Origin of the sequence: Reichenbachiella agarivorans (genome assembly GCF_025502585.1) — a bacterium.
In the GTDB taxonomy this organism is placed as follows: domain Bacteria; phylum Bacteroidota; class Bacteroidia; order Cytophagales; family Cyclobacteriaceae; genus Reichenbachiella; species Reichenbachiella agarivorans.
Genome location: NZ_CP106679.1, coordinates 4,279,407 through 4,298,982 on the forward strand (window position 1 = coordinate 4,279,407; position 19,576 = coordinate 4,298,982).

Consider the following 19,576-nt stretch of genomic DNA (forward strand, 5'->3'; position numbering starts at 1 on the left):
AATTAATTCAAGGCAACAAAACAATCTTTCCTTTCACCTCTTTATTCGTCAAACAATCTAGCGCTTCCTTGAATGCGGATAATGGATATACTTGATACAGCTGTGTACTCATTTGCCCGTCATCAAACCAACGAAGCAATTGTGCCACGTTTTGAGCATTATCCTCTGGGTTATTTCTAAAAAAAGAGCCCCAAAACACACCCACAATGGAGGCACTTTTCAACAAGGGTAGATTCCAAGCAATACTAGGGATTTCACCACTGGCAAAACCCACTACCAAATACCTCCCAAACCTAGCAATGGATCGAAATGCAGGCTCCGCAAATCGCCCTCCTACAGGATCCACGATCACATCTGCGCCCTGGCCATTCGTGATTTCTTTGACTCTTGTTTTGAGATCTTCCGACATATAATTGACTGTCTCATCTGCTCCCAGTTGGCTGCAAAAATCCAATTTGTCATCCGTAGAGGCGCAAGCAATCACGTGACACCCCAGTATTTTGGCAATTTGAATAGATGCTACACCAATACCTCCCGCCGCTCCCAAGACGAGTACTGTTTCTCCTGACTTGATAGCTGCTCTATCTACCAACGCATGGTAGGCTGTCGCATAAGTCATCAGCGACCCTGCAGCAGACTCAAAACTCATCGAATCGGGGATTTTGAAAGCATTGCTAGCCAAAGAACGTGCCTCCTGTGCCATTCCTCCCCAGCTAGTGCCTGCCATGACTCGATCCCCGACGCACAGGTGTTTGACTTCAGATCCGATAGATTTGACAGTCCCAGCTACCTCTCCTCCTGGCGAAAAAGGAAACTCAGGTTGAAATTGGTATTTACCCTGAATAATCAAAGTATCAGGAAAATTCAGACCACAGGCCTTCACATCAACGATTACCTCGTTGGGTTCTGGTGTCAAGGATGGCATGTCTTCCAACGTCAACAAATCGGGAGAACCATAGTTTCTACAAATCACTGCTTTCATACTTTCATCACTTCAAGTTCTGTAAAATAGATCAAGTATCCTTCTACTGTTTTGTAACCCATTTTGGCTAAGATAGACTTGTATTCTTCTACCTGTCTGATGTGTCCAGCTGACTTTGCTCCTGTTTTATAGTCTATGACCAAAGCCCTGTCTCCTTTGATAACTACTCTGTCAGGCCGCTTCATTTTACCATCCGACAACAGGATTGATGCTTCATTTTTGACCTCCCAACCGTCAGTAAACCACTGTGGCACCTGAGGAAGATCCCATATTTGTCTCAATCTTGTTTTGATTTCATCGATCTCAGTAGTCCGTAAACCAAATTTTAATACGGCCATTTCTATCGCAGAGGAGAAATCACTGCGCTTCGTGATCTTGGAAAAGATCCAATGCACAATATCACCGTAATTGATGGAGTCGATTTGCGCCTCCTCCAATATTCTGGACTGATATCGCAAAATGATGTTATTACCCAATTCTGTAGCAAGTTTTCTAGGATGGATAGAATAGCTGGAAACTGTCTTGGCATCATAGGAAGAAAACGCTGGCAATTGACCTACTACAGCTTGTTGTTTATCCTCTTCAATCAACCCTTGTTTCAGCGCATACTCATATACCAATTGACCACTGGTTTTTATGCTTTTGGCATTTTTATCAATAGCAGAAGTAATGAACAAAGCCTCTTCTGCCCTGGTCATAGCCACGTAGAGCAAATTGAGGTTATCCAAATGTATATCGTGCTTTTCAGCAAAGTAATCCTTAGAGAAGATCGTATTACTAAGTGTGGCAGTATATTTAACTGGCACCAAAGGCAAACCCAGTACGGCTGGGTCATTGGCTCTTTCACTCCACAAGAATTGACTCATCAACCCCGCCCTGTGATCAAATAACCAATTGCAAAAAGGAATCAAAACTGCTTTGAATTGCAATCCCTTGGACTTGTGAATCGTCATGATTGCCATTGCATCTTGATTTTCAGAGACTTGGATTGATCGCTTGTCATGATCTGACCACCAATTGATGAAATCAACAATGGTATCACTCTCATACTCCAAAAAATCATCTACGGCATCCGAAAATGCCATTACATATGGCAAATCTTCCTCGGAATCCAACAAATCAAATTGGCGAACGATCACCTGTATCAATTCGGACAATCTAAATGACTGCCACTTGGTAAGTTTGGAACGAATTTGCTCCATGACTGTTGGTAACTCTTCGTCCTCAAACCAAAATTTCAGGGCATATTCGACTTGCTTTTTGTATAGTTTTTCATGAGGGAATAAAATGTAGTTTAGCAACTGCAACATCAAATGAACCGCCTTGTTGTTTTTGATATACAAAGATTCATTGGAGAGCACATCGTAGCTGAATCCATCATCGGGATACTCCATTTGGTGATTCATCAATGCCTGAGCAACTTCTCGACCCTCACGGTTGCCTCGCACTAAGATTGCGATATCACTCAGTGCATAATTGGCACGTTGGAGGGTTTGTATGTTTTGAATGAGAATCTGCATGGGATAATCCTTTTCTACTTCTGACTTTTCATAAAAATCCAATTGTATCAAGCCCTCCCCTGACGTATCAAACAACTCTTGACTACTTTGGTCATAAGCTTCTTGGACACGTAGAATCTCAGAGCCACCCTGTAGTGCTGACTCTATCATATATGGAGCTTGTTCGAAAAAGTCATTGTTGAATGACACGATATTTTCCTTACTCCTTCGATTGGTTTTCAGGTTAAGTTCATCGATCACACTGGCATCTATACCTTGCTTTACCTTGTTGAGCAAGATGTCCCAATCTCCACCACGCCATCGATAAATGGATTGCTTGACATCACCCACGACCATATTGAAGTTGCCACTGCTGAGACTATCCTGTATCAAAGGCTTAAAATTGCCCCATTGCATGCTACTTGTATCCTGGAATTCGTCAATCAAATAATGTTTGTAGCGGGTTCCTATTTTTTCATAGACATAGGGAGAATCACTGTCACTGATGATTTCATTGAGAAAGAGTTGAAAATCAGAAATGAGTAATAGCTCATTTTCATCCTTGTACTGAACGATCTCTTGCGAAATGCGTGACAACAAACCAAAAGCATAAAGCTGGCGTGACACCTGCGTCAGCGAATTGTATATCTCCACATGCGACTCATAATACGCCACCATCTCTGTCAACAAATCTCTCAAACCCGCATGAACCAGTGACATAACTTGATCTTTCTCTTTGGATGTTTTGGCTACCCAAGCGTCTTCTTCCAGTGCCTTGCTGACACGGACACCTGGTTCTTTGATGTCGCCCTGACTCACCTTGTACATGTAGCCTCCGACTCCTGATGACCCATAAGTAAAACTCCCCTCCGTCAGCCCATAGCCTTCGATCATCTGGACGGCACTTTGCCCAATCCCTCTATAGGTAGACTCAAACTCGACGATTCTCTGGCGTACATTCTTGATCAGACCATCCATAAAAGTAGTCTCCTCTAGTTTTTCGAAGACTTGCTCTCGCTTGTCTACTACTTCTTCTTTGAAAAGCTCCTTAGACAGGGTCAAAATGCTCTTGCTCGTATCCCAAGATTTGCCTTCGTTGATTTCGCTGATCGCAAAATCCGTCAGCCATTTGAGTAGCTGTGCATCCTCTGAGATTTTTTGGATCATCTGATCCACCACTTCTTTGAGTACCTTGTTTTGATCCAGTTCGATCTTGAAGCCTGTATGAATGCCTATTTCTCTGGCAAAAGACCTGACTACCTTCTGAAAGAAAGCATCAATAGTTGTAACAGCAAAAAAGGAGTAGTTGTGAAGGATACTGAGCAATACTTGTGAGGCTCTTTCTTTGAGTTGTGCATCGCTAAGTCCCAAATCCTCCTTGAGTTGGGTAGCCATGCCATGTCCATGACTACTGAGTTCCTTTAGCGTTTCTACGATTCTGGATTTCATTTCCTGCGTCGCTTTATTGGTAAAGGTCACTGCCAATACGGACTTGAAATAGTCTGGGTACTTGAGCACCAATCTCAGGTAATTGTAAGTGAGCGTGTAGGTCTTTCCAGATCCAGCCGATGCACGATATATGTTGAAATTTTTGATAATTATCCTTTTGTCAAATGAAAAGACAACTTACAATTTCATGCGGGATTATGCAATAGCCGATCGGTTGTTAAACCTGAAATATGTAATCCAGGAAACGATTGACCATCTTGCTCTGCAACAATGTTGGAATAAAGATCAAAGGAATGGAAAAAACTTTATCCCCCCTTCAAAACCTGATCTGCCAACACCACCACGGCCAAGGCTTGTTCCGTTTTGTGATCCAGCAACAATTGCTGTGCAAGCTGGTGCAACTGATCGATACAGGTCTGTGCATTGGTCCTATTGTCATGTAGAATCTGCATGACTTTCTCTGATTTCCGAAGCTCCAGAACTACATGCTGCTCTGGCCAATGCGGAAAATTCCCTAACCTACCCAAATTGTTGCCTGTAAGTACCCAACTATCTTTGGCACTATCTGGCAGACGATCTACTCCTATTCCTTTGGCATGGATCGGTTTGGGAATCTGAAACAAAGCTTCTGGAATCGCTCTGCAATACCAACTACCTCCCATCCTTGCTACCAAATCCAGTTTTCCAGTATCTAGGTTTTGATTTTCATCCAAATAATCCTCCCTCACATGAATATACACCACTTCGGCAAACACCAAATTGCCTGCTCCAGGACCCTCCCCTAGGGATTTTATTTCTGTCACTTTGCATTCGAAAGAAACTGGGGATTCCACCACTCTTGGCGGTTTCACTTTGACAGACTTCCCCTCTGTCAGGCCTGCTTTTATAAACTCATTGATTCCCTGCTCATATTCTGTACTGGCTAGCGACATCTGCTCGACAATGGGGTAGTTCACCACATTGATCACTACCTCAGGTACCTTTTGGACATTGTCCCAAGTATGCTTGGTAGTATTGTCCCTCCCGCGTCTGGTGGGAGAAAATATCATGATCGGTGGATTGGTGCTAAACATATTGAAGTAACTAAACGGACTCAAATTCACGTTTCCATGTTCGTCCACTGTGCTGGCAAAACAAATCGGTCGTGGTGCTATGGCCGTCAATAGGTAGTTGTGCAAAGCAGGTTGAAGCAATTCTTTGGGATCTATACTGATGGTAGACATATTTTTTTTGAGTTAAAAGGTGAAAGTTAGAAAGTTGAAAGTTGAATTATGCTTTCAATTTCAACTCTATTCTTTACAAGGTAACAACTGTGCGCTAACCGAACCAAAACCCACTCTGATATCCTTCTTTACGCCATACCCACGCAAAGTCACTATATCCATGTCTTCAACGAAGGCACGTGTAGTACCGTCGTTCATCTGGATCGGCTGACTACCTCCCCATGTAAGTTCCAGCATTGAGCCATATGTGCCTTTAGTGGAGCCAGAAATGGTTCCTGAAGCCATCAAATCACCTATGTGCACATCACAGCCATTGATGGTGTGATGCGCCAACTGCTGCACCATGTTCCAATACATGTATTTAAAATTGGTACGGCAAAAGATTTGTTCATCCAGATGCGCTGCTTTGAGCCCCACCTCCAATGTAATGTCAAAATTCCTATCTCCACTGTATGCCAAATACGGCAACACCTTTGGTTCTTGTATTGGTCCAGCGACTCTAAATGGCTCCAATGCCTCCATCGTCACTACCCAAGGAGACATCGAGGATGCAAAGCTCTTAGAAAGAAATGGTCCCAACGGCACATATTCCCATCGCTGAATATCTCGCGCTGACCAATCATTGAACAGCACCTTGCCAAATATATAATCCTCAGCATCGGTAGTATTAATTCTGTCCCCTAGTTTGGATTCTCTGCCTATGATATACCCCATCTCCAATTCGAAATCTACCTGCGCAGAAGCCTGAAAAACTGGCTCATCACTGCCATCTGGCAAAACCTGACCCATCGGACGATGAAATGGCTCGCCACTCACCCTGATAGAAGACGCCCTACCATGGTATCCCACAGGAATATGCTTCCAGTTGGGTAGTAGCGCATGTTCTGGATCACGAAACATCTTTCCCACATTGGTGGCGTGCTCTTTACTGGAATAAAAATCTGTGTAATCTCCAATCTTCACAGGTAGATGCATCGCTGCTTCTACCTGATTGATGAGTAGATCGGGATGATTTCTAAGAGGAGAATTCTCCTCTGACAGCAATTGTTGAACCTCTAGTCTGACTTGTTTGGTCACCTCCTTGCCTAAACCAATGAAATCATTCAAATAATCCTTCCGAAAAAAGAAAGAAGAGATAGGAAGTAATTCATTATCTGCCAGACCTGTCAGATTCACAATTTTATCACCGATGGCCATACCAATCTGCCTCTGCCCCCCATGTATAGAAAATACGCCAAAGGGTAAATTGTAAATACTGAAATCCGAATCACGATCAATTGCTAACCAACTGTTTAGCTCTTTCATATGCCTAGGAGGATTTGTTTAAATGTTCATCTCAGGAATCTCACCTTCTATGATCAGATTGCCCGCTGTGGCACTGACAATCTCTGCCACCGATACACCAGGTGCTCGCTCAATCAATTTGAAACCCTTGGTTGTGACATCCAAAACTGCCAAGTCTGTAACGATTCGTTTGACACACCCTACGCCAGTCAAAGGCAAAGCACACTCTTTGAGTAGTTTGGATTCGCCAGACTTGCTTGTGTGCATCATCGCCACGATGATATTTTGGGCAGAAGCGACCAAGTCCATGGCCCCTCCCATTCCCTTAACCATTTTACCAGGCACTTTCCAATTGGCGATGTCTCCTGTTTGGGATACTTCCATGGCTCCTAGTACTGTCAACTGTACGTGTTGGCCTCTAATCATGGCAAATGATGTCGCAGAATCAAACAGCACTGCTCCAGGTTTGAGCGTCACAGTTTGTTTGCCAGCATTGATCAGATCAGCGTCTTCCTCACCCTCTATAGGGAATTGCCCCATACCTAAAATGCCATTTTCAGATTGAAATTCTACCTCAATTCCCTCAGGAACAAAATTGGCAACCAGCGTAGGTATCCCTATGCCCAAATTGACATACCATCCATTTTGTAACTCCTGCGCAATGCGCTTGGCTATTCCTTGTTTGTTTAGCATGGCTATCGGTTTCTAACGGTTCGTTGTTCGATTCTCTTCTCATATTCCTTGCCTTGAAAAATTCTTTGGACAAAAATTCCAGGAGTATGAATTTGGTTTGGATCCAATTGACCTGGCTGTACCAACTCCTCCACTTCGGCGATCGTAACCTTGCCTGCCATCGCCATGACTGGATTAAAATTTCGGGCAGTCCCTTTGTATATCAAGTTGCCCAAGGTATCTCCTTTCCAAGCTTTGACAATAGCAAAATCTGCTGTAAGTGCGGTTTCTAATATATGTGGTTTGCCGTTGAATTCTCGCACTTCCTTTCCCTCTCCAATTTCAGTCCCATAACCCGCTGGGGTAAAAAACGCGGGAATCCCAGCACCTCCAGCACGGCATCTCTCTGCCAGTGATCCCTGTGGTATCAGGTCTACTTCGAGTTCACCGCTGAGCATTTGCCGCTCAAATTCCGCATTCTCACCTACATATGACGAAATCATCTTCTTGATTTGTCGTTTTTGTAGCAGCAGCCCAAGTCCAAAGTCATCGACACCTGCATTGTTGGAGATACAGGTCAGTCCCTTGATCTCGGCATCTACCAGTGCCTGAATACAATTTTCAGGAATCCCGCACAAACCAAAACCTCCCAACATCAGGGTCATATGGTGTTTGATTCCTTCGATCGCTTCTTCTGCATTTTGTACAGTCTTGTTCATATAGGAAAGTTTAAGGTTTATAAAATTAAAAGTTAGAAAGCCCGTTAGTCAGAAACAGTTAAAAACTTGCTCTCTTTCGCCACTAGGCTATTCTATCCATGAGCTGTAATACTTTCCATCATCGATTTTCAAAGCATTTTCGGTCAGCATCAGTGGTCTGAAGGTATCGATCATCACAGCCAATTCCTTGGTCTCTGTCTGGCCAATACTCCTTTCGTACGCACCTGGATGTGGCCCATGTGGAATACCCGCTGGATGCAAACTGATATTGCCAGGTGCTACATCGTTTCGACTCATAAAATCCCCATCTACATAATAGAGCATCTCATCCGAGTCTATATTGGAGTGATTGTATGGAGCAGGAATAGATTGCGGATGGTAATCATACATCCTCGGACAAAACGAGCAAACCACAAACGCTGAAGTCTCAAAAGTCTGATGAACAGGTGGTGGCTGATGAATCCGTCCAGTAATAGGTTCAAAATTGTGAATCGAAAAACCGTATGGGTAATTGTATCCATCCCAGCCGACTACATCAAACGGATGCGACGCATAATGCACATGATGTAGCATTCCTTGTTTCTTGATCTTGATAAGAAAGTCTCCCTTCGCATCATGTGATTCCAAATCCCTAGGCAACTTGTAATCTCGCTCACAAAAGGGCGAATGCTCCTGCAATTGCCCAAACCAGTTGCGGTATTTTTTAGGCGTATAGATCGGACTAAAAGACTCTACATACAATATTCTATTGTCCGCTGTGTCAAAATCAATTTGATAAATCATGCCTCTTGGGATGATGAGATAGTCTCCATATTCAAAGGGAATATTCCCTACTAAAGTCCTCAGTGTACCTGATCCTCTATGAATGAAAAGCAGTTCATCCGCACTCACATTTTTGTAATAGTAATCTTTCATAGACTGCCTAGGTGCAGTTAGTCCAATGATCAGGTCTTGGTTGACCATCAAAGGTTCTCTTGCCTGAAGGAAGTCATCCTTTTGCGACACTTGAAAGCCTATCAGCTTTTTGGAGTGAATGTTCTTTTCTACAGCAATCACAGGAGACACATCGATACTTTGACCGATATCCTGAATCATCGTAGGTCGGCGATGATGATACAGCAAAGACGACATGCCTTCAAATCCTATCGTTCCAAACAATTGCTCATAATAAAGAGAACCGTCAGATTTTTTGAATTGAGTATGTCGCTTGCCCGGTATCTCACCTAGTTTGTGATAAATGGGCATGGCAATGTTGTTTTTGGGTCTATCGCTTCCAGTACTTCTTACCAGAAAGCTTCCTAATTTTAATCAATTTTCGGGAGAAATGAGAGCAAATGAAAGACTATCCATTGCTAGGAAGCAGGAAAGACACTAGGCACATAAAACCATCGCCAATCAACAAAATAAAAAGCCCCGATCCGCACAACGCTGAAGTAGTTGAGTAGAGGCGTTGTGAAATCTGGGGCTCTTGGATGTATTTTCTTTGTTATGCTCGGTTGAGCTTTACACTGAATCTAATCTGATAATAATCATAGCAGATAATGAAAAACAGAAATAAGCAGACGATATAAAAGACATTGTAAGAGACCTCATAATATAGATACCCTGCTACAAATCCTCCTAGCAAATAAGCCAACATGATGGTTGTTTGCATTTTGGCCTTGTCACGCAAATGTTTCTTTTGGCGAAATTCTCTTTGTGTAAACATTGAGAACAAAATACCCAAATCAGTAGTCAAACCAGTCAGGTGAGTGGTCTTGACTGTCGAACCAGAGATACTAGCTGTCAAGCCGTTTTGAATCCCCATCGCAAGCAACATGAATCCTATCAATATCTCCGTTTCTACCAAAGTCTCCATGTAAAAAAATTGAACATAGCTTCCTACAATCAGTAGACAAACGATCTCCATCGCCAAAGGCAAGGCGTGCGCCAAATAGACATTAAATCTGTTGAGATTGATGATGATAAAGTTGGCTAAAAAGCCACCGAAGAAAAACAGCAAAATCCATGCGGCTACTACACCCGCTTGGTACCAATTGCCTTTGGACAGTTCCTCCGCCAATACAGCGTAGTGCCCCGTCACATTGGATGTATAGGCAAAAAACACAATGACAGACATCACATTGACCATGCCCGCAGACATGGCTGTGAGTGTTCCTAACTTTATATTATCACTCAGAGAACGCTGAGTGTCAAATTTTCTTAGCATAACTTATAGTACTTGGCACCTTCTCAAAAACCATCTTCACTACCCCTCTTGCGCCAATATCCGTGGTAAAGTGGATCTCCATTTTATCCGCAGACAAACTTTTAATATTGTAATACTCCGTACGCTCTCCGTCGGCCAACAATTTCAATATATTTCCTCTTCCTTTCAATCTCCAATCCAATCTTTTGGACTTCCCGTATTGGTCAAACAATCCTATTTCACCATCAGGAGCAAAATGCCACACTTCTGCTTCATGAAACACCAAAGACTTGCTGATCTCACTCTTCATTTGATGATCGATTTCCATGGTCATTTCATCCTCACCTTCTAGGTCGTCAAGCTTTTCATATTGCCAAGACGTTTCTTTCCAAGCACCTATCAGATGATTGTGTGGGTGCCCGCCTGAGTTGATCATCAACGAAATTACTCCTACTAGGGATGAGAGTATTAATGTGTAGATGATTGCCACTTTCATAGTTTGTTAGTTTAATTTCCAATGAAAACTTGCCCTTTGAAGGGTGGTATTCAAGTCTTCTGAAACAAAACTAGAGTAGTCACATTAAGACCACATAAACACGAGATTAGAATGACATTAGAGTTTCTTAATTTGAATGGTAGATGCTAGATACTCGAAGATGTATTGAGTATTGAGTATTGAGTATTGAGTATTGAGTATTGAGGAATACATTAACAGATCTTTACACTCTGTTAATTTTCTAATTTTATAGACTCTCTTATCCGTGCTAGACAGGTGATTCTATCTTGGCAGGTTTGAGCAGGACTCTTACCACAGTACCCTTATTCATCTCGGAGTTGATTTGGAGTTTGCCGTCGTGCATCTGGATGATATTACGGGCCAAGGGCAGGCCAATCCCATAACCTTCGTGATTACGCGTATTAGTAGCTCTAAAGTAAGGGTCGTAAATAAACTGAAGTTCCTCTTCTGGAATACCAATACCTGTGTCTTTGATTAAGATGATGATTTGTTCTGGCGAAACTCCAAGAGCGACCCTGACGGGTTGATTGCCAGAATATTTACACCCATTCAAGATCAAATTTGAAAGTGCCAAATGCAAAAGTGTTTCACTCCCTTCTATTTTGAGTAGGTTATGATTTTCAGGTAGCAAGTTAAAATCGATGTTCACCTGACTATTGGGACTGATTTTCATCACAGTCTCCTTCACATCTAAGATTAGCTGATCTATTCTAAAACGACTGAACTCTTGTTTTTTACCATCAAATCCTGTCTGAGCCAGTCTTAGCAAGGCATGGGTTTTCTTGTTTAGTTTTTCTGCTTCCTCCAATATTGTCATGAGGGATTCTATATAATAATCACTGGTTCGCATCTTGCTAAGTGCCACATCTGCCTCTCCGATGATAGTGGTCAGTGGTGTATTGAGCTCATGGGATGCATTGCTAATGAAATTTTTCTGACTCTCAAAAGACGCTTCTAGTCTGTTGAGCATATCGTTGAATGTGCGGGTGAGATCCCCAATAGTATCCTCTTTTCCTGAGTTTACCTCTAGGCGCATGTGTAGATTACCCGAACTGATCTCCTTAACCTTCTTGATTATATCATTGATGGGTTGAGTGATTTTTTGGGAAAATAGATAGGAAACCAGCAGGATAATAAAAAATGCGATCATAAATGATCCAACCAGAATGTTACGAAAATATGAAACATGGTGTGTGATGAAATAATTTTCTGCTGAAGCCAGCACCACATATTTTTCATTGATCGCTGATTCATAGATCATTCCATAGTAGAAAATCCTCTGGTCATTGTAGTTGGCACTACCATTATCCAGTATTTCATTGATGAATTCCTTTTTGTATGCACTCAAGTCGTGTTTATGAGGACTGTGATAGAGTTCTGTGAGTTCAAAGAGCTCAATATTCTCATCAGGAAGCTTCTCTAAGTATTCTTGTCTCAGCTCTCTGATCACCATGACCTCTGTCTCATGCTCTACATATATTTTTGCTGCTGTGATAGCACGGATCTCTAGGCGTTTGTAAAAATCCATGAAGGCATAATCGAAGATCGAATAGTAGATAAAACCACTGAACAGCAGACTGTAAGACACAAATACCGCCAACAATACCAATATGATTTTATTTTCTATCTTCATTCTTCTTCTTTGAGAACATAGCCCATACCTATCACTGTATGAATCAGTCTTTTGTCTGTATGACGCTCTAATTTTTTGCGCAAGTAGTTGATGTACACATCGACTACATTCGTACCCATATCAAAATCAACACCCCATACCTGATCCAATATCGCCACTCTAGACAACACTCTTTTCGGGTTCTTAAGTAACATGAGCAACAGTCTATATTCCGTAGAAGTAAGTGATATATCTATACCGTTTCGCCGGACAACTTTGGTTTCATCGTTGACCTCCAAATCTGCAAATCTATACATCTGATCAGGCAGTGACTCGCTACTATTATGAGACCGTCGGAGCAAAGTACGCATCCTGGCAAGTAGTTCGATAAATTTGAAAGGTTTGGCCAGATAGTCATCTCCACCAGAATCAAGTCCCATCACGACATTTTCGGTACTACCTAGTGCTGTTAGAAATAAGATAGGCACCTCTTTCTTTTCTTTGCGAATCCCCTTGCATACCTCTAGCCCGTTGAGTGTGGGCATCATGATATCCAATATGATGAGATCATATTGGTTGGATAGTGCCATATCTAATCCTTGCTGTCCGTCCATGACCACAGTCACCTCATAAGCCTCCTCAGTGAGCCCTTTATTGATAAAGGCACACACATGACTATCATCTTCTACCAGCAATATCTTCTTCACTTAGACTTCTTTTTTCTGGAATAACAATTTACAATCTGTACCGACCAAGATAAACAGATTTTCGAAACCTCAAATTAGACCATGAGTTCTAGCCAACATATTTTATGTAAATGAGTTCTTAAAACCCTCATGGGCTCAATTGAAGGAAGTAAAAAAAACAAAAATTAAGTGCTTTGTCATAACCATTTGCATACGGAATGTATCTCACTTTCTTTTTTGTTTAATCACACGATTCTACTAAATTAGATACAGTAGTAAATACATAGCTCGACTAGGTACATGATGCTTTGTTTTGAAATATTGTTCAACCATCAAAATCCACTGTTATGAATCAAGGTTTCATCAAAATTGAAAAGTCTGTAACAAAACACGCCAAAGAGGCCTACGAAAAGCATAACTACATTGAAGCTGAGCAAGTTCTACATTATTGGATAGAAAGTCAGTTGCATGAGCAATTGATACTATCTGGCTGTATCGATCAAGACGGTGAAATGCTCAAGGTATGGAAGCAGGCGAGCACCACAGACCTCCTTACTGCTGCACGCGTTCTACATTTGCACAATCAAATATCTAAAACTCAGTACCAAAAAATTACCCAATTTAATGAGCTAAGAACCAGAGTGACACACTTATTATTTTACGATCCCCTTGACAGAACCTACCAAGGCGTCCCAAAAGAAACCTATGACGAAATGTTCAAGCTGGGTATGGAGCTAGCCAGAAAGTATGAAAGCCAAAATTGAGTGTTGATGAATCAATTTGAAGCAGTGACTTGACTAATCTAATTCAAGTTTGATTTTCATTGTTTTCAACATGCGATTTTTTTACATAAAAAAACAGGTGAAGAATCCTTCACCTGCTCGACTATGTTAAAAAGCAATCGTTACTGCTTGATAATTCGCTGACTGAAAGTTTCCTTACTTCCCAACAATCTAAAATAATATACCCCAGGGTCCAACTGACTAACATTAATTGCAGATCCGTCTAAAGACTGGTTAATAACTGTTCTACCTAGTTGATCAAATACTTTCAGCGTGTGATAGTCATTTGCTCCACCTATATTGACAAAATTAGTCGCAGGATTAGGACCAAACCACACAGATTCGATCGCAGTGTCAGGACTGACTCTTGCATTTGAGTTTGCATACCCAAACACTCTGAATTCTTCAATACTCGCCCAATCTCCAGAATAGTCGGCTGCTCCAGTCACCGTAATCCTTACATAACGTGCGTTGACACTCGCAAACGTATCTGTAATTGGAGAGGTGTTGGATCCTCCTGTTGTATTACTGGATCTGTTTACTATTTGTGTATATGAACTCCCATCGGTAGATACTTCGACCTCATACTGGTATGCACGGTCTCCATAGCATATCACCTCAGTACTATTGATTGTGTAAACAGCCCCCAAATCAACCCTGACCCATTCTGGGTAAGTTTGTGCAGACCATCTAGAATCTGGATCATCATCTACCAAATTTGATGCAGGATTGGTTGATTGTTCACTTGAGAATGTTACCGACTTGTTCAATGCCAAATTAGAAACAGTCGGCACGCTGGAAACAGTAACCGAACTATTGTCAGTAAACGAACCATCTACAGTAGTCACAGTAATAATTGCAGACCCTGCAGAAACTGCAGTCACCAAACCGCTACTATTAACTGTTGCTACAGAAGTATTGCTACTACTATAATTAACAGATTGATTACTAGCATCATTAGGACTCACCGTAGCAGATAGTTGTTGTGTTGTCCCTTCTACCATAGAAAAACTAGAAGGTGTCATTGACACTGAAGTAACATCCACCGTCTCAGACACACTTTCTCCTGCATACACTCTAAGCTCCAGCAGACTAACCCAACTGCCAGTATATGAAGCGGCGCCCGTTACAGTAATTTTCACATATCGTGCATCTATGCTTGAGAAAGAATCGCTTATCGGGTTTGATGTAGTTCCAGAAGTAGAGTTGGCACTTCGATCTACAACTTCTGTATAACTGCCATTTTGTGTAGAAGAAACTGATATGGTGTATTGATAAGCTCTATCACTATAGCAAACCAACTCTGTGCTTCCCAACGTAAACTCAGCTCCTAAATCAATGATAGCTGACTGAGGATAACCAGACACAGACCATCTTGTACTTGTGACTCCATCCACCAAATTGGCAGCCACATTAGAACCATCAGGCGTACCTGTACCAGTCACTAGTTTGTTTAAGGCAAGGTTCGTGTCATTTGATGGAGCGACAACAGTAACCACACTTGAGTCAGTGAATCCACCATCCAATGTAGTCACGGTAATGGTTGCATCTCCAACTGCTATAGCCGTCACCAAACCACTTGCACTCACACTTGCTACTGAACTATTGCTGCTACTATAATTCACTCCTTGATTGCTAGCGTTGCTTGGCAACACCCCGACGGTGAGCTGTTGCGAAGCACCTAAACCCAATGTGGCTGTACTTGGAGAGAGGTTGACACCTGTCACATCCACATCAGCTGCAACTCCAGCTTGTGTTACGGTGATAGTTTTAGCTGCTACTCCTGAAGCTGAAACGGTAACTGTGCCAGTTCTAGCTGAAGAAGATGTATTAGCTGTCACAGTGACAGAAATACTACCATTGCCACTACCCGAAGTAGGTGAAACTGTGATCCATGATTGATTGTCTGTGACTGTCCAACTCACATTAGAAGAAATGTTAGCCGTCTTGCTACCTGTAGAGGAAGCAAAATTCGATACGGGTGATACCGTCAAATACTCACTAATCACCCCACAACTACTCAAAGGACTACCAGATGCATTCAAAAAACAAGCTCCAACGGACACACCTACCATACTATCGGTATGTGGGAAAAAAGTAGCCGAACCACTACCTCCACTGACCTCATGTGCACCCACGTCCATATTAGAATTTGGCCTAGCACGGCCTTCTATGTCATAATTAACAGTAGAACTGTAACTACTGCCTGCTACATTGGCTACCGGACCCGAAGCACTAGGTTTAAATATTTCTCCACTTGCCGAAAAATTAGCGTTTGCATTGGTAATTCCAGCATTTGAGATGCCGATTGCCGAACCTCCAAAAATATTGCCTTCGTAAGTCATCCCTTGACCTGTACCCGAGATGTCCCCACCTACAATATTAGATAAGGTACTATAAATCACATTATAAGCCAAAACACCCGTCGGATCATAACTAGATCGATCGTTATAAAAAATCGGTGATTCCACATTGTACAATGTATTGAATGCCACTACAATATCATCTACCTTTTGGTATCCATTGGTGATACCGCCTGATGCATCAGATCCTCCTACGAGTGTGATACCATTGTTCCATTTATCATTCGTACTGATTACGTCTTGGATGTAATTGTTGGTAATGATATGATAACTATCCGTGATTCTTATGCCACCTGTGCCTTCCACACCTTCTCCTAAGAAGTAATTCCCATCCACAGTAGCACGAGCACCATGCCTTAGAACCAAAGAACCTCTACATCTCCTGAAAGTGTTGTTTCGATAGGTATTGTCCGCACTTTTGTTGGTGATGATTTCATTTTCACCATCAGACTTGTAAAAGTAATTACCCTCTACAATGACGCTAGCACTCTTGTCTTGAAACTCACTAGTCCCTACTCGGATTGTTTCGCTGTCCCCCGAGTGCGTAGTAGTTGGATCTCTTTTGACATAATTATAGAAATAATTATTTCTAATGATGTGACCTACAGGGTTGAAGTCATTATACTCTAGTTCTACCAAAACCAATGCACCTGGGCTATTCTTGTTTAGAAAGGAACAATTTTCAACAACGTTGTTTGTGCCATAGAGTACCACCCAACGGTGTTTGTCTGTACCATTAGGTGTCAGGTTGTTAAAAGCACAATTTCTTAAGGTGGAATTGTTTGCATAAGTGCTGCTCTTTCTGAACTGTACATGGTTGTTACTAGACCCTCCACCATTCCAATAAAAACCATCAACAATCACATAGTCACCAGAAATATCCATATTGGTATGCCCTGTAAAAACTACCCCGCCTGGGGTTTGTGCTTTTAATATTATAGGATTAGAGGCGGTTCCGTTGGCAGTAAAACTGATCGTTTGATTGGAACTGTATGTGCCATTTGTCCAGGTCACTACGTCTCCAGGAGACAAACTTAGACTGTTGAATTGACTTGCAGAGTTGACGGTATAATTGGCTCCATAAGTCTGAAAAGCACATAAATGAATCATGACGCACAGTGCCCATCGGCCCATGCGACTCAGTAAATAGTCTTTCATACTAATTAATTTTAGTTAAATAATCATGCTCATAATTGGACACCCAATAAATTGGTAACCCAATTACTTATTGACCAAAGTAGAAAAAATAAACTGAATATACAACTGAATATCAATGCGATAGACGCTACATAGCTATGGGAAACAAATACATTCACAATAAAAAACCATCAAATCGGCTCAAAAAGGCGTTTTTTTAAACTCATAGAATATTTAAAATAAATATTACTTAAATGCAAAAAAACACCAAAGCAAATAATCCAACATGCATGACAGGAGATAGTAAAGATCGATCCCCATAGCACCGTTCATCTCATCAAAGTTTATCAAAAAACCTACTTACAAACCACTATTGGCTGAAAGTGCAATAGCTATTTGTTGATTTTTTGTTAACTTTATATTAACATGAAATTAACACATCTATATATTGTGCTCTGTGTATTGGCCAGCTGTAGCATGTCGCATCACCATACCATCCAATCTTCGTATGCAGAAGATGGTCGATTTGAGCAATATCAGAGCTATTCTATAGTTAGCAATGTTGCACTAGCTGCAGTAGATAGACAAGCGGTCGAAAAGGGAATTGCATCACATATGAACTCGCTCGGTTATCAAATAGACAGCAAAAATCCATCAATCTACATCTATTACCAATCCTACACTGAGGATTTCAAACTGAAGACCGATAACCAGCCTTCTCTTGAAAACTGGTTGGCACGAAAAGAATACTTCCAAGAGGAAGAAAAGAAAGACAAGCAAACCAGTCCTACTATGATCTATGGCAATTCCCTCTTCATCTCCTTTTATGATCCTGCTTTACAAAAAGAAATCTGGAATGGTCACGTCAGTAACATGCACAACTCTCGCTCCTACAACAATCAGGCTGCCGCACAAGTCATCCTGCAGCAATACCAACTGATGTCCAAAGGTTCTCAAATAGAAGAGTTTAGACATTTCGCGCTACGTTAGATTGCAGACCAATCTGACATGGGAGATTCAATTTCTTTATTCAAGAAATATACATGCAGACATAAAATTTATCTTCATTCTTTATTCAAAAAGTCAGTATATTTTTGTCTCTTCATAATCCTAAGCAGGGTTATCTCAAAGTCTGTGCAGACTTCTATTCCAGTACTTTTTATACCTTTTAAATACCTGACAACTAGATGATCGACTTTCTTGTAGGGATAAAATTTATAGAGGTAAACTACATCTGAGTCTACAGTATTGCCTCTGGCTATGTGTATAAATGGCACAAAAAAAGCGCTTGATTCAACCCCCTACTCTCCAAAAATCTTCCGAATACTTTCCTCAGCGAATCCTGCGCTACCTGTCATGCCCTTGCCTCCTATCCCGGTGACAATGTGGATGTGCTGGTCAATGGTATGCTCGAAAACATCCTTGTTTTTGCACTGGCTATAGATACCAAACCAGGTGCGCTGCAGCTCCCAAGATTCTAGGTCGAAGATTTCCTTGGCTAGCTGGATCATGTACGCATTCATCTCCTGATTGATATCGAAACCCAAGGCATCTGCTTGGGCGGCATCTGCATATTCGTGGGAATCACCGATGATGACACTGCCATCCATCGCTTGCTTGAATAGGATGTGAATCCCCCATTCTTTGTGTTTGGACTGTGGGTCTTCTTTGGCCTTGATTGCTGCGTAGGAGTTGCATTCGCTAAAACTCTCATAACGTCGGATGCTCAGTCCTGTCAGCACAGAGCCAGGTATGAACTGATTCCTTTGCGGCACTGTCTGCATCATCTGCAGTTTGGTCACTTCGAGATCGCTCTCCTGGTAGAGTTTTGGATACAGATTTTTGAAATCACTGCCCGTGCATACGACGACCTTTTCGGACATGAATACTTCGCCTGAATTGCAAAATACCCACTGGTTGTCACTGGCAGACTCAATCTCTGTCACACAGCGGTTCGAGAAATACTGCAAACCGTACTGCTCGATCAAGTAGGCTCTGATCTGATGTACCGCCACTCTCGGCTCTACGGTCACCTCATCTGGAAAAAACAAGCCTCCCTTCACATAGTCCGCTTTCAAACCCTGATAAGTCTCTAGACATTCGGCAGGGGATTTCAACTGTGAAGCATATCCATTGACCTGATTGATCTGCTGCAGTTCGTGGATCAGTGTCATTTCTTCCTCGTCTGAGGCAATGTAGATCGAGCCGTTTTGACGAATCGATATATCTGTCTTAGCCTGTATGTCTTTATATATCTCTAGACTCCTGCGGCCATATTTTTGCCATTTGGCATCCATACCCGAGGGGACGACCTGTCCGAAGTTTCGCACGGTGGCGCTCATCGGTTCATGGTCTCGCTCGATCATCGCGACGGACCTGCCTGCCATCAGTGCATGGTAGGCATGAAAGGTACCCAAGATACCGCCACCTACTACGATCAAATCATATTTCATTGTACTCATC

General features: G+C 42.0%; 15 protein-coding genes. 2 read left to right on the plus strand and 13 right to left on the minus strand.

Annotation, left to right across the window (positions count from 1 at the left end):
* Nucleotides 1-7: 7 nt before the first annotated feature.
* The 11 genes from N6H18_RS17775 to N6H18_RS17825 all read right to left on the minus strand — a co-directional run bounded on the left by N6H18_RS17775 (nucleotide 8) and on the right by N6H18_RS17825 (nucleotide 12,852).
* Nucleotides 8-982, minus strand: a complete 975-nt coding sequence (locus N6H18_RS17775; RefSeq protein ID WP_262309628.1) for an NADPH:quinone oxidoreductase family protein — start codon at nucleotides 980-982, stop codon at nucleotides 8-10.
* Nucleotides 979-4,083 (minus strand): UvrD-helicase domain-containing protein, encoded by a 3,105-nt coding sequence (locus tag N6H18_RS17780; protein ID WP_316044846.1) that lies wholly within the window; start codon nucleotides 4,081-4,083, stop codon nucleotides 979-981. The genes N6H18_RS17775 and N6H18_RS17780 overlap by 4 nt, the downstream gene beginning before the upstream one ends.
* A 152-nt stretch (nucleotides 4,084-4,235) precedes the next feature.
* Nucleotides 4,236-5,153: a flavin reductase family protein gene (locus N6H18_RS17785; protein WP_262309629.1), complete on the minus strand. Its 918-nt coding sequence runs from the start codon at nucleotides 5,151-5,153 to the stop codon at nucleotides 4,236-4,238.
* A gap of 66 nt (nucleotides 5,154-5,219) precedes the next feature.
* Nucleotides 5,220-6,458, minus strand: a complete 1,239-nt coding sequence (gene fahA / locus N6H18_RS17790; RefSeq protein WP_262309630.1) for a fumarylacetoacetase — start codon at nucleotides 6,456-6,458, stop codon at nucleotides 5,220-5,222.
* Nucleotides 6,459-6,476: 18 nt separating this feature from the next.
* On the minus strand, nucleotides 6,477-7,130 hold the full coding sequence (locus N6H18_RS17795) for a 3-oxoacid CoA-transferase subunit B (RefSeq protein WP_262309631.1): 654 nt from the start codon (nucleotides 7,128-7,130) through the stop codon (nucleotides 6,477-6,479).
* A gap of 2 nt (nucleotides 7,131-7,132) precedes the next feature.
* Nucleotides 7,133-7,828: a CoA transferase subunit A gene (locus N6H18_RS17800; protein WP_262309632.1), complete on the minus strand. Its 696-nt coding sequence runs from the start codon at nucleotides 7,826-7,828 to the stop codon at nucleotides 7,133-7,135.
* Nucleotides 7,829-7,915: 87 nt separating this feature from the next.
* On the minus strand, nucleotides 7,916-9,073 hold the full coding sequence (locus tag N6H18_RS17805; RefSeq protein ID WP_262309633.1) for a homogentisate 1,2-dioxygenase: 1,158 nt from the start codon (nucleotides 9,071-9,073) through the stop codon (nucleotides 7,916-7,918).
* Between the two features lie 241 nt (nucleotides 9,074-9,314).
* A complete protein-coding gene (locus tag N6H18_RS17810) occupies nucleotides 9,315-10,037 on the minus strand; it encodes a YoaK family protein (RefSeq protein ID WP_262309634.1) in 723 nt (240 codons plus the stop codon).
* A complete protein-coding gene (locus N6H18_RS17815; protein WP_262309635.1) occupies nucleotides 10,021-10,512 on the minus strand; it encodes a hypothetical protein in 492 nt (163 codons plus the stop codon). Before N6H18_RS17815 ends, N6H18_RS17810 begins: the two co-directional genes overlap by 17 nt.
* A gap of 268 nt (nucleotides 10,513-10,780) precedes the next feature.
* On the minus strand, nucleotides 10,781-12,166 hold the full coding sequence (locus N6H18_RS17820; protein WP_262309636.1) for a sensor histidine kinase: 1,386 nt from the start codon (nucleotides 12,164-12,166) through the stop codon (nucleotides 10,781-10,783).
* Nucleotides 12,163-12,852, minus strand: a complete 690-nt coding sequence (locus N6H18_RS17825) for a response regulator transcription factor (RefSeq protein ID WP_262309637.1) — start codon at nucleotides 12,850-12,852, stop codon at nucleotides 12,163-12,165. The genes N6H18_RS17820 and N6H18_RS17825 overlap by 4 nt, the downstream gene beginning before the upstream one ends.
* Nucleotides 12,853-13,178: 326 nt before the next feature.
* On the opposite strand from N6H18_RS17825, the gene N6H18_RS17830 reads away from it, so the two are divergent.
* Nucleotides 13,179-13,595, plus strand: coding sequence for a hypothetical protein (locus tag N6H18_RS17830; RefSeq protein WP_262309638.1), 417 nt, complete (start codon nucleotides 13,179-13,181; stop codon nucleotides 13,593-13,595).
* A 140-nt stretch (nucleotides 13,596-13,735) separates the two neighbouring features.
* On the opposite strand, the gene N6H18_RS17835 is transcribed toward N6H18_RS17830, so the two are convergent.
* Entirely contained in the window at nucleotides 13,736-17,134 is a 3,399-nt protein-coding gene (locus N6H18_RS17835) for a chondroitinase-B domain-containing protein (RefSeq protein WP_262309639.1), read from the minus strand.
* Nucleotides 17,135-17,539: 405 nt separating this feature from the next.
* Here N6H18_RS17835 and N6H18_RS17840 point away from each other — a divergent pair, with 405 nt between their 5' ends.
* Complete coding sequence (locus N6H18_RS17840) at nucleotides 17,540-18,103, plus strand: DUF4136 domain-containing protein (RefSeq protein WP_262309640.1); 564 nt, start codon at nucleotides 17,540-17,542, stop codon at nucleotides 18,101-18,103.
* Nucleotides 18,104-18,414: 311 nt separating this feature from the next.
* Here N6H18_RS17840 and N6H18_RS17845 read toward each other — a convergent pair whose 3' ends face one another.
* Nucleotides 18,415-19,575 (minus strand): TIGR03364 family FAD-dependent oxidoreductase, encoded by a 1,161-nt coding sequence (locus N6H18_RS17845; protein ID WP_262309641.1) that lies wholly within the window; start codon nucleotides 19,573-19,575, stop codon nucleotides 18,415-18,417.
* Nucleotide 19,576: the final 1 nt, after the last annotated feature.